Here is a 14,696-nt window from a genome sequence, read left to right on the forward strand (position 1 = left end):
ACTACTATTAAAATTACTTATCTATAGATGCTGAACAATAACCATCCACATATTTTTTTAGTATCTTAAATAATTCATTTAAATCATCACGATACTTGTAATTTTTAAGCTGTATAAATATTTCAGAAACCTCTAAATATCCATAATATTTTTCATAAGACTTTAATATCCTTTCATGCTCCGTCTTTTCAACATTTTCAGCATCAATTAACAACTCTTCATATAACTTTTCACCCGGACGTAGACCTGTAAATTGTATCTCAATATCACCTATACCATTTTCATCTATAGCTCGAAAACCACTCAAACGAATCATTTGTTTAGCTAAGTCTACTATTTTAACTGGCTCGCCCATATCCAATAAAAATACATCACCACCTGTCCCCATCGCACCTGCTTGAATCACGAGCTGAGCTGCTTCAGGAATCGTCATAAAATAACGCGTGACTTCTAGGTGCGTTACTGTAACAGGCCCGCCTTGAGCAATCTGCTTTTTAAACAAAGGGACGACAGAACCTGACGAACCAAGTACATTCCCAAAGCGTACAATACTAATTTGCGTTTTTGGATTCGTCGACGCTAGGCCCTGACAATACAATTCTGCCATACGTTTAGACGCCCCCATCACATTGGTTGGACGTACCGCTTTATCGGTTGAAATTAAAACAAAAGTTTCAACATTTTGATTCACCGCTGCATCTACACTACGCTGTGTGCCAATGGACGTATTATAAATACCTTCAAATGGGTTTGCTTCAATAAGTGGTACATGTTTATAAGCTGCAGCGTGATAAACTGTTTTCACTTTGTACTCTTGAATAATACGTTCTAATTTTTGCTGATTGGTGACAGAACCTAGCACTGGAATAATTTGTATATCAGAAGCCTGCAATTCGCGGTCGATTGAATATAAGGCAAATTCAGACATTTCAAACAGCACCAGCAATTTCGGCTGATGCTTCACAATCTGACGGCAAAGTTCAGAGCCGATCGACCCTCCTGCCCCTGTCACCATGACCACTTTATGTTTAATATTCTTTTCTAACAATTCAGCTTTAGGTGGTACAGGATCACGGCCTAATAGGTCAATAATATCCACTTCACGAATATCTGAAACTTGGACTTGACCATCGACCAATTGCGTGACCCCTGGCAGTTCCATGATTTTTACATCTGTCGAATCAAAAGACTCAATAATCTCTTTTTTCCGTCCACGACCAACGGAAGGCATGGCAAGTAATACTTCTTCAATACCAAATTTACCCAATTTAGCTGCTGCACGTTGGGGTGCATAAATTTTTAAACCACTCAGTGACTGACCTTGTAAGGAGCGCTTATCGTCAATAAAACACACAGGCAAATAATCATCTGAACGGTTTAAAGCTGCGGCAATTTGCTGACCTGCTAGCCCCGCCCCATAAATTGCTACACGTTTACGGCTTTGTTTTTTGGCAAAAGTTTTAAGAGTAGCGTAGCGAATAACAGCACGGCTCCACCACATGTATGAAAACAACATAAAGCCATACATGAGCGGAATACTCATGGGAATAAATGCAACATTTAATTTTTTAATCGTGTATAAGGCCACGATTTGAATAAATGTTCCGATTAAAATTCGCAGCAGATAGTCTTCATTAAATGAACGCACAATTGCGCGGTAAATTCCGAGCAAAGCAAAAATAGCAATGCCAAAAATACCGACATAAATATACCAAGCATCCAGTCCTTGCATGACCTGTACATTGGGACGCGCCAAACGTATGGCATAAGCAAGCCACATCATTAACGGTAAAACACAAATATCCATCAGCACCAAAACGATTTGTTTTTGGCGACGCGGTAATGATGCTATAGAACGGATAAAGTCTTTCACAAGATGCTCAAATAGGGTCAATAAAGCGAATGAGAGCGCATATTATACGCTCTTTTCAGGTTTAGATTTTTGCTATCACCGCTTGGATCGCATCCACGGTTTTCTGCAGGCTGTGCTCAGACAATGTTGGGTGTACAAGGAACATTAAGCTTGATGCACCAAGCTGTTTAGCTTGCGGCAAAGACTGTGCAGGACGCCAAGGCGTACCATCAAATGCTTTTTCTAAATACACTTCTGAACACGAACCGCTAAAACAAGGCACATTCAATGCATTGATTTCAGCCATGATTCGATCACGCGACCAATCTTCAGGCAAGGCTAAAGCATTGACTTGCACATAGCATTTATAGGCTGCATGCACATAATCTTTTGATGGTTTTGCTACAGTAAAATACGGACTATTTTCAAACGCCGCTTGGATACGCGCCATATTGGCATTACGTTTTGCAGTCCATTTTGGCATTTGTTTGAGCTGTAAACGGCCAATCACCGCCTGCATTTCCATCATGCGCCAGTTGGTGCCAAATGAGTCATGCAGCCAGCGGAATCCTGGCGGATGTTGCTTGCTATATACGCTATCAAAGTTTTTGCCGTGATCTTTATACGACCACATTTTTTTCCACAGACTTTCATCATTGGTAGTGACTATGCCGCCTTCACCGCCCGTGGTCATGATTTTGTCTTGGCAGAAAGACCATGCGCCTATATGACCGATGGAACCAGCTGATTTTCCTTTGTACATTGCACCATGCGCTTGGGCACAATCCTCAATCACAAAAAAGCCTTTTTCCTCAGCCAACCGCATGATTGGGTTCATATCACACATCCAGCCTGCCAAATGCACACAGATAATCGCTTTGGTATTCGGTGTTATCACTGCTTCAATGGTACGGAGAGAAATATTCTGTGAATCCAGTTCAACATCGGCAAAAATAGGATTGGCACCTGCAGTGACAATTGAACTTGCTGAAGCTAAAAACGTGCGTGAGGTAACAATCACATCATCGCCTGCGCCAATACCTAAGGCTTTGAGGGCTACATCCAGCGCAACTGTACCATTGGCCACGGCAACTGCATGCTTGGTTCCTGCAAACTGTGCAAATTCCTTTTCAAATTCACGGCATTCTTGACCGGTCCAATAATTCACCTTATTAGATAAAAGGACTTTTGATACCGCATCGGCTTCTGCTTGAGTAAAGCTTGGCCAAGGTTCAAATGCACTGTTTAACATGGAGTTTTCCTAGTCTCAAAATCGAGTTTAAAAATCTATTTTTTCGTCACAATACGGGCAGGATTGCCCACCACTGTTGCGCCTACTGGGACACTTTTAGTCACGACAGCACCCATACCCACAACCGCACCTGCGCCAATGATGAGTGGTTGATCGGGTGTACCCTGCTTAATCATCGCACCCGCACCAATATAGGCATAGTCATGAATATGAATATTGCCGTTGCATTTTACGCCTGGCGCAAAAGTAACGAAATCCCCAATCACACAATCATGTTCAACATAACTGTATAAATTGGCTTGAAAACACTTACCGATTCTTACATTTGAGCCAATGGTGACAAATGGACTTAAAGCAGAGCCTTCATCGAGCTCGAGCTGATCCATTAGAACTACATTGTCCGCGATGATCGACCAAAGCTGAATGCCATCCATCTTTAAACGCTGAGCGATCTTTTCTCGTACATGACTATTGGCAATGGCAATTTGTACGTATTTTTCTGAAGCCGTTTCATTTAAAAATGCGAGGTAATTCATGGCACGATGAGCGTTTACTTCTGCAACCGATTCCAAGGCATCATCAATAAATACGATTTCTGAAGCATCGCTTTCACGTGCTAATTGCTGACGTGCAACAGGCATTAAACTGCGCCCGCAGCCTGAAGCGCCATAAATGGCATAGAGCTTAGTCATCTTTAGGCTCCGAAGTACCCGTAAATTTACTTATGGTCGCTTCACCTTTGGCACTAATATCATCTTTCGACAGTACTTTTTGTACCGTTTTCAGCATGATTTTAAAATCTAGCCATAATGAACGGTTTTCGACATACCAAGTATCGAGCTCAAATTTCTTTTCCCATGAAATGGCATTGCGGCCATTCACTTGAGCATACCCTGTGATGCCCGGACGCACGTTATGACGTTTGGCTTGTTGCTCATTATAGAGGGGTAAATATTCCATCAGCAGTGGTCGTGGTCCGACAATACTCATATCGCCTTTAATCACGTTCCACAGTTCAGGCATTTCATCCAAACTGCTGGAGCGCAGCATTTGACCAAAAGGCGTCAGACGCTCACTGTCTGGCAAAGGATTGCCTTGTGCATCGACCGCATCTTTCATACTGCGGAATTTGATCATTTCAAAAGGTTTGCCATTGAGCCCCGGACGCACCTGACGAAACAACACGGGTGAACCCAAATTTTTTCGCACCTTATATGCCACAAAAGCATATACAGGAGACAGCAGCACCAGTGCAGATGATGCAATCACAATATCCAATAAGCGCTTTAACATGGTTCACTCTTGAGGTTAGATAAAAATGGCGGAGTCAATATTCATTTCTAGCAATGATTATACCCTGTTCGCTACCATCAAATTTGTAAAATATTTCAACGGTCAAAGGGACTCAAGTATTCCCCATTCTAAAAGCTGTCAAACCATATAGCCTTTTAGAAATCTGTCCAACGACGATTAACTGCATGACCCGGATTATTTATGCTGATCACTTTCGCGTAGTTTCCTACCGCAGTTGCATTTTCAGGAATATCTTTTGTCACAACGCTTCCTGCACCTATAGTGGCATTATTACCAATTTTGACATGCTCAATGATGCAGACATTGGGCCCAATATAAACATTGTCACCAATTTCTGCGGCTTGACGGCCGCCATTTGCACCAATGGTGGTAAATTGCGATAAATTCACATTATTGCCAATCACGGTTGTCGGATTAACGACCAACGGCCCGCCATGCCCAATAAACAAGCCGTAGCCAATTTGAGTCGTGGTATGAATATCAATGCCGTACTGCTTTTTTTTATAATAATAAATAGGATAGGCCAGTTTTGCCCACTTGCTTTGAGCGCTAGCTAAACGTAACCAAAATGAAAAATTAAAACCGCGATTGAAAAAATAAGTTTTAAAAAATGTTTTAAAACTGACATGGCCGGTATAACGGTATAAATCACTTTTTATATATTTTAAGGTCATTTGGATCTTCTCTAAAATTGGGTATATCGCCTTTAATGAATATCCATTTCAGCCATCATGTGCTTATTTACTTGAAGCACATCATATTTATTCAGCGCAATTTCTCGCGAACGCTGTCCCATATACTCAATCAGTTTTGGATCTTCAATAAAATACTGCATGCTTTGCACCAGCTCATCGACTGATTTCACTGCAACCAAATAGCCATTTACACCGTGCGATACCGTTTCACGACAACCTGGTGCATCAGTGGTAATAATCGCCCGTCCCATAGCCATCGCCTCTAATACCGTACGTGGCGTGCCTTCACGATACGATGGCAATACATAGACCGAGCTTTGGCTAATTGCAGGACGCACATCACTGAGCTTGCCCCAATATTTGAGGCGACCATCGGCAATCCACGTGTCAAGTTCAGCTTGTGAAATGGCCGAAGGATTATCATCAATCCAGCCGACCAAATGAAATTCCGCCTTAGGAAACTGTGCTTTGATGATACGTGCAGATTCAGCATATTCACGTACGCCTTTATCGCCAAGTAATCGAGCAATGAGCAAGAATGAGGCTTTGACCTGCCCTTGTTCATTCTTTGGTAAAGGCATGACATGAAAGTCTTGCACATTTACCCCTGAACCATTTACCACCACAGTTGCTTTATTGGCATCAAGCAAATGCATGTCTTGGAACAGCTTTAAATCGTCTGGATTTTGGAAAAAGACTTTGTCGCTACGTTTTAATGCTTGCGCATATAAGCCATGCACCAGTTTTTGAAACAGACTGCGCTTACCCGCTTCTACATTTTGAAAGGCATAACCCAGACCAGTAATTAAAGCAAAACGATGTGGCACTTTCGCCAGCCATGACGCGAGCGTGCCATAAATCACAGGTTTAATAGTATAGGACAGCACATACTCAGGCTGAATTTGACGAATTTGCTGATAGAGATGTTTTAACAGTTTTAAATCCGCCAGCGGATTGGTGCCTGTGCGCTGCATGGGAATTTCATGCAGATGATAGCCAAGGGCTTGCAGTTTTTGCTGTTCTTCAGGAAAGTTTGCAAATTCAGGCGCCATGATGTGAATTTCATAGCCTTGCGCATGAATGGCTTCCAACATTTTCCCGCGGAAATTTAAAACAGAAGGCAAAAAACTGCTGATCATTAAAAACTTCATACCTGTTGGCTCCACACCTGCATATATTGACCACTGACAGTTTCAATAGTGAAGTTCTGCTCAACCCGTTCACGCGTCGCCTGTTTTAAGCTTTGCTTTTCTGCTTCTGATTTTTGTGTATAGGCTAAAATGGCATCCGCCAAAGCTTGCGCGTTACGTGGTGGAACGATACTTCCTAAATCCTGCACAATATATTTGGCATCGCCCACATCGGTGCTGATACAAGGCAAACCTGATGCCATGGCTTCGACCAACACATTCGGAAAACCTTCGGTAATTGAAGTCATCAGAAAAGCATCAATCGATTGATAAAAAGCAGGCATATCTGAAATTTGATCGATTAAATGGACTTTTTCAGCATCTAGTTGATACTGATGAAATAAGGCTTTGACTTCAGGATTGTCTATACTCGCACCGCTACCAGCAATTTTAAAGATGATGTTTTTATCTTTTAGCAAGCCTATCGTTTCAAACAGGTAAGGATAACCCTTAGCATGTCTATATGTTCCAGCGAAACCAATCACGGTTGGTTCATGCAATTGGGGATTAGGCTGAAATTTATCTAAAAACACGCCATTGGCAATCACTTGACTATTGCCATTTTTAAAGCCAAAGGCCTGATGCTGCTGCATAGACGAATGCGCACAATAAATAATGGCACTGGCTTGTTGGGACAGTATTTTGCTTAAGCCCAAGGCAATCTTGGTACTGATCGATTCATCTTTGGGAGAAGCAAGCGAATGATGAATACCCCAAACTACTTTTGGTTTTTGGGCTAAACCAATGATACTGAGACTGGTCAACACATTGGCATGGTACATCCAGCATTGCACCGTTGCAGGCTGTAGTTTTTTAAGCAATGTACGCAGTTTGCTTACCGTACCCAATGTGTTTATGCCATTCCAATCCAGTGCATAATGCGCCTGACAACGATCTAAAGTACTTTGATACACCTCTGATGTTTTCATTAAAGCAATGATCACATGTTCGTATTGGTGTTCAGTGTATTGAATCAAACGTGCCAGCATCATCTCTGCACCGCCCACGCCTGCAAAGTTGGTAATCACATGCACCATCAACGGTTTGCTCATGCTGCAGACTCCATCATACGCAAATACTGCTTAAGTACGGTTTGCTTATGAAACTGCTGAATATGCGCTTCAAAATCAGCTTCTGAATAATGTACATAATCGGCAAAAATCGCCTGTTGCATGGCTTGAGTTAACCCTGCCTGATCATTGCATTCGACCAATAAACCAAACTTAGAGTTTTCTAGAATTTCCATTGGTCCACTTGGACAGTTGGTACTGACCACTTTTACTTTTGAAGCCAACGCCTGAATGAGTACTCCAGGCAAACCTTCCCAATTGGAACTTAAAACAAACAGCGATGCATATTTAAAATAAGCGTATGGATTAGCATCAAAGCCCGGTAAATCCACCACATCGTTTAAACCCAAGTCAGCCACTAGCTCCTCAAACTCTGCACGCAGTTCACCCTCACCTAAAATCAATAATCGGGTTTCAGGATGCTGATCATGCAAGGCTTTAAAGGAGCGGATCAGAAAACCAAAGTTCTTTGCTTCAGTGAGACGCCCCACTGCCAAAATCACTTTATGGTCATTATTAAAAAAGCGATGTGTGACTGGCGCTTTGAGTTTTCCAAAATAGGCATCGTCCAATACTGGGTTATAAATGGTACTCAGATTATTATTTTTATAGGCATAATATTCACGAAAATCGGCTTCCACCCCTTTGGAAACACAGACCACTTGCTGTGCCATGGGATAGGTCCAGTTCACCAAAGTTTTCAGCACAAATTTAGCCACACCTTGCAACTTCATATTTTTTGACGGCGTAGATACTTCACGGAAGATCAAACGTGTTGCAACACCTGCGAGTTTTTTCGCAATCCCTGCCACAATATTGGTATGGGTTTGTGTTGCAACCAAGCAGTCGTATTGCTCAGCTTTCATTTTCAGTTTTAAGGGCGTGATGCTATTCATCACCCGACCGCAATTAAAATTGACCAATTCAATTTTAGAGCTCACTTCTGGTAACAGCTTTGCTTTGTCACCATTAAGATCACATACACCCAAATGAATTTTGAGTCCTTGCTCAGCAAAGCTGTTCGCCAGTTGAATGACCGTACGTTCTGCACCGCCACCGCCCAAGCTTGGCAAAAAGAACATGACTTTATTCAACATATGCAGACCTAAATTTTATAAAATGGGAGAATATTAATGCGAGCTTTTTGAGGCTTGAGTCGCCATGGCACGTTCCACGCGCGCACGATAATCCGTAATACCAGCTAAGTCAGTATCACTGGCACAGGTGCTTTGAATTTTGGCTTGATAATCAGCAAAACTGGATACCACTTTGGCAGGCACACCAATCGCCACGCTATGGTCAGGAATATCTTTGGTCACCACCGAACCTGCACCAATCACCACATTTGAGCCAATGCTCACGCCCGGCATAATAATGCTATTCACACCTATAAACACATGCGAACCTACTTGAATCGGGGCAAAGCGTTGATAGCGTTTCCCTTGCTCATCTTTGACCAAGCAGGTACTGCCATCATGGGTAATAAATTTCACGCCTGAAGTCACCGTGACATGATCACCAATTGAGATTAAAAACGGTTCTGAGCCCCAATTTTTAATATAAATTCGGCAGTTTTCACCAACTTTCACACCTTTTTTACGTGCATAAGCCACACTGCCCTTCGCCATAAAATAAGCAAGATCAAACAGCTGTCGAAGAGCAGAAACCATAAATGCCATACGCATGACCTATGTCAGGATCAGAAAATCAAAAGGGAGAAAATTAAGCTGAATATTTTACGCTGAAAATATGTTTTACGATATGCATAGCACTTTACACAGATTTGATTTTTTTGGCCGGAATACCGACATACACCCCTGATTCAGAGAGAGGTTTTGACACTAAACTGCAGGCACCAATTACACTGTCATCGGCAATAGTTACACCATCAAGTACCGTAACCCGTGCACCAAGCCAAATATTTTGCCCTAAACTCACGCCCTGCTTGGTAATTGCATCTTTCACTAACAGATCAGGCTCACCAAATTTATGGTTACTGGCAATCAAAATACTTTGCGTACCAATACGGGTATTGTCACCAATACTTACACCACCACAACCATTAATAAAAGACTTAGAATTAATGCTGACATCTTGACCAATCGACACCTTGCCACCAAAGCATTTGATATAACAGCTTTCACCAATAAAACTGTGATCTGCAATTTCTAAAATCGCACCTTGTTCGACAATTAAACTGACATGATCGCCAATATAGACATTCTTGCCGATCTTCACTTGGCCATTAATCTCTAGGGTACAGGCTTTGCCGAAGTAACGGAATTGTGTGCCAAATGCCATGTTGTACATCACTTTACGGCACTGTGAAGTAAACCAATTCATGTATTTTAAGATTTTAAAAAACATCAGTTTTTGTTTCTCCACACTACATACAAAATGGCAAAGTTATAGAAAATTAATGCTACAGGTACCGCAAGTAACATATACACTTTATCAGCAAAGACTGCATAGAAGCCTGCAAATAAAGCGAACTTAATCATGAGTTCAACGATTTGCAACTTGAATAGCACTTGGCTGTTACGCTTAGCAATCAAAAAAGCGGAGCTTGGTGGATTACAGAAAATCGCCCAATAACCCAAAGCTAAAATTTGGAAATAACTCGAAATACCCACCCATTCACTGCCAAAAACCCATAAATATAAAGATTCAGGCAATACAAAGACCAAGGCAAATAATGGCAGTGAAACTAAACTCAGTAGCACACTGGCTTTTAACGCATTTTGACTTGAATCCGCATCTTTAAATTTGCGAATAAAAAACTGACGCAAAGTTTGTGAGATTAGATTAATCGGAACACGCAAAGTCCGTTCGACAATGGCATAGAAGCCCATCGCCTGCACACCAACAAAATGCGACACCACATAGTAAGGCAAATTATGTGAAAAACTATTCAGCAAGGCATGTGATGTATTGGCATAAATAAAATCTTTGTAATGTTTAAATGCCTGCCAACTCACTTGATAGAGCTGATGCTTCACTAAATAAATCAGCACCGCCACAATCATAATGACCGAGCTGAGGTTATAACTGTTCACCAAGCTAATTTGCATCACGAGCGGTAAGGACAGTTGAACCGCTACCACAATAGCACTTCTAAAAATATTTAAGCCTGCGCAGAAATATTCTTGATGTGCTGAAAACTGATAATTATACAGACTTTGAATCAGGGTATTGGCAAGCACACCTGTAGCAACTGCCCCTGCCATTTCAACATTTAAAATTGCACTGATGACGATGCCGCTAATGACAGCAATCGCAGTTGAGAATGCAGCCCCTTCAAAAATCAGACTTTTTTTATCTTGTTCGTCAGCGACCAACAACGCTTGATCCAAACGCATATTGGCTACTGTTGAAAGTACACTGACAATCGCCAAAGCAATGCCATACGCGCCAAAATCAGCAACAGAATATAGGCGTGTTAAAACAGGAAGTGCGATAAATGTCATTATCGCACCTGCCAGTAAACTTAAGGTAATCAGCCCAATCGACTGATATTTTGCGAACAGTTTCGCAATCATCTGTTCAATATCATTTTAAGTTGTTTACGTACCAACGCATTGCAAGTTGAATGCCTTCAGCAATTTTAAACTGTGGCGCATAACCCAAGCCTTGCTCAATTTTGGCAATGCTCGCTTGTGAATGACGTACATCACCTGCACGGAACTCACGGTAAACAGGATCACGCTCAAAGTTCACATCATTTGTCGCCAGCGCTGCCTGAATCGCACGGTACAACTCATTCAAAGTTGTTCGGTCACCTAGTGCAACATTATAGACCTGATTTTTTGCTTCATCACTTTGCGTTGTCGCAGCTAAAATATTCGCTTGCACAACATTTTGAATAAAACAGAAATCTCGACTGGTTTCACCATCACCGTTAATAAACACATCTTCACCAGCAATCATTGATGATGTCCATTTCGGGATCACTGCTGCGTAAGCGCCTTTCGGATCTTGGCGTTGACCAAACACGTTAAAGTAACGTAAGCCAATTGTTTTAAACCCATAAGTTTTCGCAAATACGTCTGCGTATAACTCATTGACGTACTTCGTCACTGCGTAGGGTGAAAGCGGATTACCAATATTTTCTTCCACTTTTGGCAATGCGGGATGATCACCATAAGTCGAACTGCTGGCTGCATAAGTAAAGCTTGCAACACCCGCATCACGCGCAGCAGTGAGCATATTTAAGAAACCACTGATATTGGTTTCATTGGTGGTGATTGGATCGGCAATTGAACGTGGTACTGAGCCTAAAGCGGCTTCATGCAAGACATAATCTACGCCTGCACATGCTTTTTGGCAATCTGCAAACTGACGGATATCACCTTCAATAAAGCTGAATTTTGCCCATTGCTCCGCAGTCACTAAGCTATGCACTTCATCCAAATTATGCTGATGCCCTGTGGCGAAGTTATCTAAACCCACCACAGTTTGATTGAGCTTGAGTAAAGTTTCTAAAAGATTCGAGCCAATAAAACCTGCTACACCTGTCACCAACCAAGTTTTAGGTGCAGTTTTGAGCTTGTCACATACCTGTTGATATTGATTCATGATGGTATGCTCCTTACAAACGTAGATCAGATTCGGCTTGAGATAACACATATTTCAAGTCATACAGCACATGATCAGCTTTACCCAAAGCACGAATTGCATCAGCGCCCATCACCTTAAATTGCTGGTGGGCAACTGCAAGAATCACAGCATCATATTTGCCATTTTCCAGTGTTTGCACTGGGGTAATACCATATTCATGCTCCGCTTCCGATACATCTACCCATGGGTCATAGACGTCCGCTTGAATGTGGTATTCCTTGAGTTCATTGACGATATCAATGATGCGTGTATTACGAATATCTGGGCAGTTTTCTTTAAAGCTTAAGCCTAAAATCAGTACCTTGGCATCTTCAACTTGAATACGTTTTTTCAACATGGCTTTAACAAGTTGAGTCACCACATAAGCACCCATACCATCATTTAAACGGCGGCCTGCCAAAATAATTTCAGGGTGATAACCAATCGCTTGGGCCTTATGGGTTAAATAGTACGGGTCAACACCAATACAGTGACCACCGACTAAACCCGGACGGAATGGAAGGAAATTCCATTTAGTACCAGCCGCTTGTAATACCGCTTCAGTATCAATGCCCATTTTATTAAAAATCAACGCCAATTCATTAATTAAAGCTATATTCACATCGCGCTGAGTGTTTTCAATTACCTTCGCCGCTTCTGCAACTTTAATACTGGCTGCTTTATGTGTGCCCGCTTCAATAATCAAGTTATAGACTTGATCGACATAATCAGCGACTTCAGGTGTTGAACCCGAAGTAATTTTTAAAATATTGGTGACACGATGCAGTTTATCACCCGGATTAATACGCTCAGGACTATAACCCGCATAAAAATCTTGATTGAATGTTAAACCTGATACTTTTTCTAAAACAGGAATACAGGCTTCTTCTGTTGCACCGGGGTAAACGGTCGATTCATAGACAACGATATCACCCGCAGATAATACCTGACCAATACTTTGTGATGCTTTGATTAATGGGGTGAGATCGGGTTGTTTAAATTCATCAATCGGGGTTGGCACTGTCACAATAAAGAAATTACAGTCTGCTAACTGCTGTAAGTTTGTGGTGTAGCTTAAATGCGTTGCTTGCTTTAATTCTTCTGGTGAAACTTCTAAAGTATGATCTTGTCCGCTCTGTAGCTCATCAATACGCTTCTGGTGAATATCAAAGCCCATCACGGGAACTTTTTTTCCAAACTCAACAGCTAGCGGTAAACCGACATAACCTAATCCGATGATGGCAATTTTTAATTCGGAGAGTTGTAACATACTGAAGCCTATGTCATCGATGAATCATCAATCATCGTTATGTTGTAAATAGCGTTAAATTATATCAGAAAATCAAATTTCGATTGTGTAATGATGTTCTAAACATACATAAAAAGTCATACTTCCCGATTCAAATAGATCAAATCTATTGTCCTTTTTTTCTATATGCTATTTTGTTAAGATCAAAGTCTCAGGTACATTTTTTATATTTTATAAAAAACCTAATCGAATTACGTTTTAAAACATCAATAACTATATTAAATAGCGCGAATAGTATAGAATTTTGCAGTCCGAAACGTACAATTAGGGTTCATTGGCCCGTTCAAAAACATTCAAATTTATAAATAGGATTTATATTCGAGTGAATTACTATCGTTATAGCGTTATGCTGGTTTTGAGTTTAGGAATTACAGGATGTGCAATGACCCCTGGACTTCAGACATATGATTTACCACAACAAGGTTCCTATAAAACAGATCAAGGTGCTGAATTAAGTGTTGTACCTTTGACACAAAATAATATTCCTGCTATTTCTCAAGCGAATTCGCAAAATTTAGCTCAAATTCAAACGTTATTTCAGCATCAGCAATCCATATATAAATTAAGTGCAGGTGATGTTCTATCGATCCAACTTTGGGCTTATCCTGAAATTACACCACCAATTCAAGATGCAACTAATGTAAAAGCTGTTGGTTATCCCATTGATCCTAACGGTAATGTACAGCTTCCTTTAGTCGGGTCAGTTAAAATTGCTGGGAAAACACTTGCTCAAGCGAATACATATTTGCGTAGTCAATTTAGTAAATATTTAAAACACCCTGATGTTGTCGTTAGAGTATTATCTTACGAAGGCAAAAGATACTTCGTAAATGGTCAAGTACTTAAAAGTGGCCAATACACTTTAAATGATCAACCCATCAGCCTCTATACCGCACTAGGTCAAGCCGGTGGTATTGATACCAAAACTGGCGACACCACTAATATTCAACTCATTCGTAATGGCGCTACGTATAATTTAAATACCATTCAACTCGAAAAAAATGGTTTATCACTACATAATTTATTAATTCGCCCGAATGACACAATTTTTGTAAATACAAAACAAGATCAAAAACTGTATGTCATGGGTGAATCAAGTAAAAGCCAAGCGATTAACTTACGCGATCAAGGGATGTCTTTAAGTGATGTATTGGGTGAAAGTGAAGGGATTAACCCTTACTCAGCTAGTGCAGCTAGAATTTATGTCATGCGTACAGATTTAGATCAGAAGCAGTCAACTATCTATCACTTAAATTTGAGTAGTATTGGTAATCTAGCATTAGCCAATCAATTTTCCATGAAAAAGAATGACATTGTATACATTGATGCAACTGGTTTGACTCGTTGGCAGCGTGTAGTCAATCAGATCATTCCATTCTCGAGCGCACTTTATAGTTTTGATCAGCTTGGGAAATAAT

General features: G+C 41.0%; 14 protein-coding genes. 1 reads left to right on the forward strand and 13 read right to left on the reverse strand.

Annotation, left to right across the window (positions count from 1 at the left end; translation table 11 throughout):
- Positions 1-13: 13 nt before the first annotated feature.
- From AC4CUZ_RS03290 to tviB, 13 genes are all read right to left on the reverse strand, one after another.
- Positions 14-1,873 carry a polysaccharide biosynthesis protein gene (locus tag AC4CUZ_RS03290; RefSeq protein WP_490747224.1) on the reverse strand — a complete coding sequence of 620 codons (1,860 nt, stop codon included), beginning with the start codon at positions 1,871-1,873 and terminating at the stop codon, positions 14-16.
- 61 nt (positions 1,874-1,934) lie between these two features.
- On the reverse strand, positions 1,935-3,104 hold the full coding sequence (locus AC4CUZ_RS03295; RefSeq protein ID WP_490747225.1) for a DegT/DnrJ/EryC1/StrS family aminotransferase: 1,170 nt from the start codon (positions 3,102-3,104) through the stop codon (positions 1,935-1,937).
- Positions 3,105-3,139: 35 nt separating this feature from the next.
- Complete coding sequence (locus tag AC4CUZ_RS03300) at positions 3,140-3,796, reverse strand: acetyltransferase (RefSeq protein WP_490747226.1); 657 nt, start codon at positions 3,794-3,796, stop codon at positions 3,140-3,142.
- Positions 3,789-4,397 (reverse strand): sugar transferase, encoded by a 609-nt coding sequence (locus AC4CUZ_RS03305; RefSeq protein WP_490747227.1) that lies wholly within the window; start codon positions 4,395-4,397, stop codon positions 3,789-3,791. The genes AC4CUZ_RS03300 and AC4CUZ_RS03305 overlap by 8 nt, the downstream gene beginning before the upstream one ends.
- Before the next feature lie 155 nt (positions 4,398-4,552).
- Positions 4,553-5,092, reverse strand: coding sequence for a serine O-acetyltransferase (locus tag AC4CUZ_RS03310; RefSeq protein ID WP_490747228.1), 540 nt, complete (start codon positions 5,090-5,092; stop codon positions 4,553-4,555).
- A 32-nt stretch (positions 5,093-5,124) separates the two neighbouring features.
- Positions 5,125-6,264 carry a glycosyltransferase family 4 protein gene (locus AC4CUZ_RS03315; RefSeq protein WP_490747229.1) on the reverse strand — a complete coding sequence of 380 codons (1,140 nt, stop codon included), beginning with the start codon at positions 6,262-6,264 and terminating at the stop codon, positions 5,125-5,127.
- The gene (locus AC4CUZ_RS03320) at positions 6,261-7,355 is read right to left on the reverse strand and encodes a glycosyltransferase (RefSeq protein WP_490747230.1); all 1,095 of its coding nucleotides are present in this window, start codon (positions 7,353-7,355) and stop codon (positions 6,261-6,263) included. The genes AC4CUZ_RS03315 and AC4CUZ_RS03320 overlap by 4 nt, the downstream gene beginning before the upstream one ends.
- Positions 7,352-8,470 (reverse strand): glycosyltransferase, encoded by a 1,119-nt coding sequence (locus AC4CUZ_RS03325; protein ID WP_490747231.1) that lies wholly within the window; start codon positions 8,468-8,470, stop codon positions 7,352-7,354. The genes AC4CUZ_RS03320 and AC4CUZ_RS03325 overlap by 4 nt, the downstream gene beginning before the upstream one ends.
- A gap of 33 nt (positions 8,471-8,503) precedes the next feature.
- Positions 8,504-9,052 (reverse strand): acyltransferase, encoded by a 549-nt coding sequence (locus tag AC4CUZ_RS03330; protein WP_490747232.1) that lies wholly within the window; start codon positions 9,050-9,052, stop codon positions 8,504-8,506.
- Between the two features lie 94 nt (positions 9,053-9,146).
- Positions 9,147-9,716, reverse strand: a complete 570-nt coding sequence (locus AC4CUZ_RS03335) for an acyltransferase (RefSeq protein WP_490747233.1) — start codon at positions 9,714-9,716, stop codon at positions 9,147-9,149.
- 23 nt (positions 9,717-9,739) lie between these two features.
- Complete coding sequence (locus tag AC4CUZ_RS03340) at positions 9,740-10,912, reverse strand: oligosaccharide flippase family protein (RefSeq protein ID WP_125274492.1); 1,173 nt, start codon at positions 10,910-10,912, stop codon at positions 9,740-9,742.
- A gap of 10 nt (positions 10,913-10,922) precedes the next feature.
- The gene (locus AC4CUZ_RS03345; RefSeq protein ID WP_201702037.1) at positions 10,923-11,948 is read right to left on the reverse strand and encodes an NAD-dependent epimerase/dehydratase family protein; all 1,026 of its coding nucleotides are present in this window, start codon (positions 11,946-11,948) and stop codon (positions 10,923-10,925) included.
- 13 nt (positions 11,949-11,961) lie between these two features.
- Positions 11,962-13,239, reverse strand: a complete 1,278-nt coding sequence (gene tviB, locus AC4CUZ_RS03350; protein ID WP_201702034.1) for a Vi polysaccharide biosynthesis UDP-N-acetylglucosamine C-6 dehydrogenase TviB — start codon at positions 13,237-13,239, stop codon at positions 11,962-11,964.
- Between the two features lie 385 nt (positions 13,240-13,624).
- Here tviB and AC4CUZ_RS03355 point away from each other — a divergent pair, with 385 nt between their 5' ends.
- A complete protein-coding gene (locus AC4CUZ_RS03355) occupies positions 13,625-14,695 on the forward strand; it encodes a polysaccharide biosynthesis/export family protein (protein WP_201704305.1) in 1,071 nt (356 codons plus the stop codon).
- Position 14,696: the final 1 nt, after the last annotated feature.

The organism is Acinetobacter sp. 789_lipA (genome assembly GCF_058242845.1).

Bases quoted from the DNA above. Each gene is read 5' to 3' on its own strand.
- AC4CUZ_RS03295 (WP_490747225.1), bottom strand. From the start codon at position 3,104: ATGTTAAACAGTGCATTTGAACCTTGGCCAAGCTTTACTCAAGCAGAA.
- AC4CUZ_RS03300 (WP_490747226.1), bottom strand. From the start codon at position 3,796: ATGACTAAGCTCTATGCCATTTATGGCGCTTCAGGCTGCGGGCGCAGT.
- AC4CUZ_RS03305 (WP_490747227.1), bottom strand. From the start codon at position 4,397: ATGTTAAAGCGCTTATTGGATATTGTGATTGCATCATCTGCACTGGTG.
- AC4CUZ_RS03310 (WP_490747228.1), bottom strand. From the start codon at position 5,092: ATGACCTTAAAATATATAAAAAGTGATTTATACCGTTATACCGGCCAT.
- AC4CUZ_RS03315 (WP_490747229.1), bottom strand. From the start codon at position 6,264: ATGAAGTTTTTAATGATCAGCAGTTTTTTGCCTTCTGTTTTAAATTTC.
- AC4CUZ_RS03320 (WP_490747230.1), bottom strand. From the start codon at position 7,355: ATGAGCAAACCGTTGATGGTGCATGTGATTACCAACTTTGCAGGCGTG.
- AC4CUZ_RS03325 (WP_490747231.1), bottom strand. From the start codon at position 8,470: ATGTTGAATAAAGTCATGTTCTTTTTGCCAAGCTTGGGCGGTGGCGGT.
- AC4CUZ_RS03330 (WP_490747232.1), bottom strand. From the start codon at position 9,052: ATGGCATTTATGGTTTCTGCTCTTCGACAGCTGTTTGATCTTGCTTAT.
- AC4CUZ_RS03335 (WP_490747233.1), bottom strand. From the start codon at position 9,716: ATGAATTGGTTTACTTCACAGTGCCGTAAAGTGATGTACAACATGGCA.
- AC4CUZ_RS03340 (WP_125274492.1), bottom strand. From the start codon at position 10,912: ATGATTGCGAAACTGTTCGCAAAATATCAGTCGATTGGGCTGATTACC.
- AC4CUZ_RS03345 (WP_201702037.1), bottom strand. From the start codon at position 11,948: ATGAATCAATATCAACAGGTATGTGACAAGCTCAAAACTGCACCTAAA.
- tviB (WP_201702034.1), bottom strand. From the start codon at position 13,239: ATGTTACAACTCTCCGAATTAAAAATTGCCATCATCGGATTAGGTTAT.
- AC4CUZ_RS03355 (WP_201704305.1), top strand. From the start codon at position 13,625: ATGCTGGTTTTGAGTTTAGGAATTACAGGATGTGCAATGACCCCTGGA.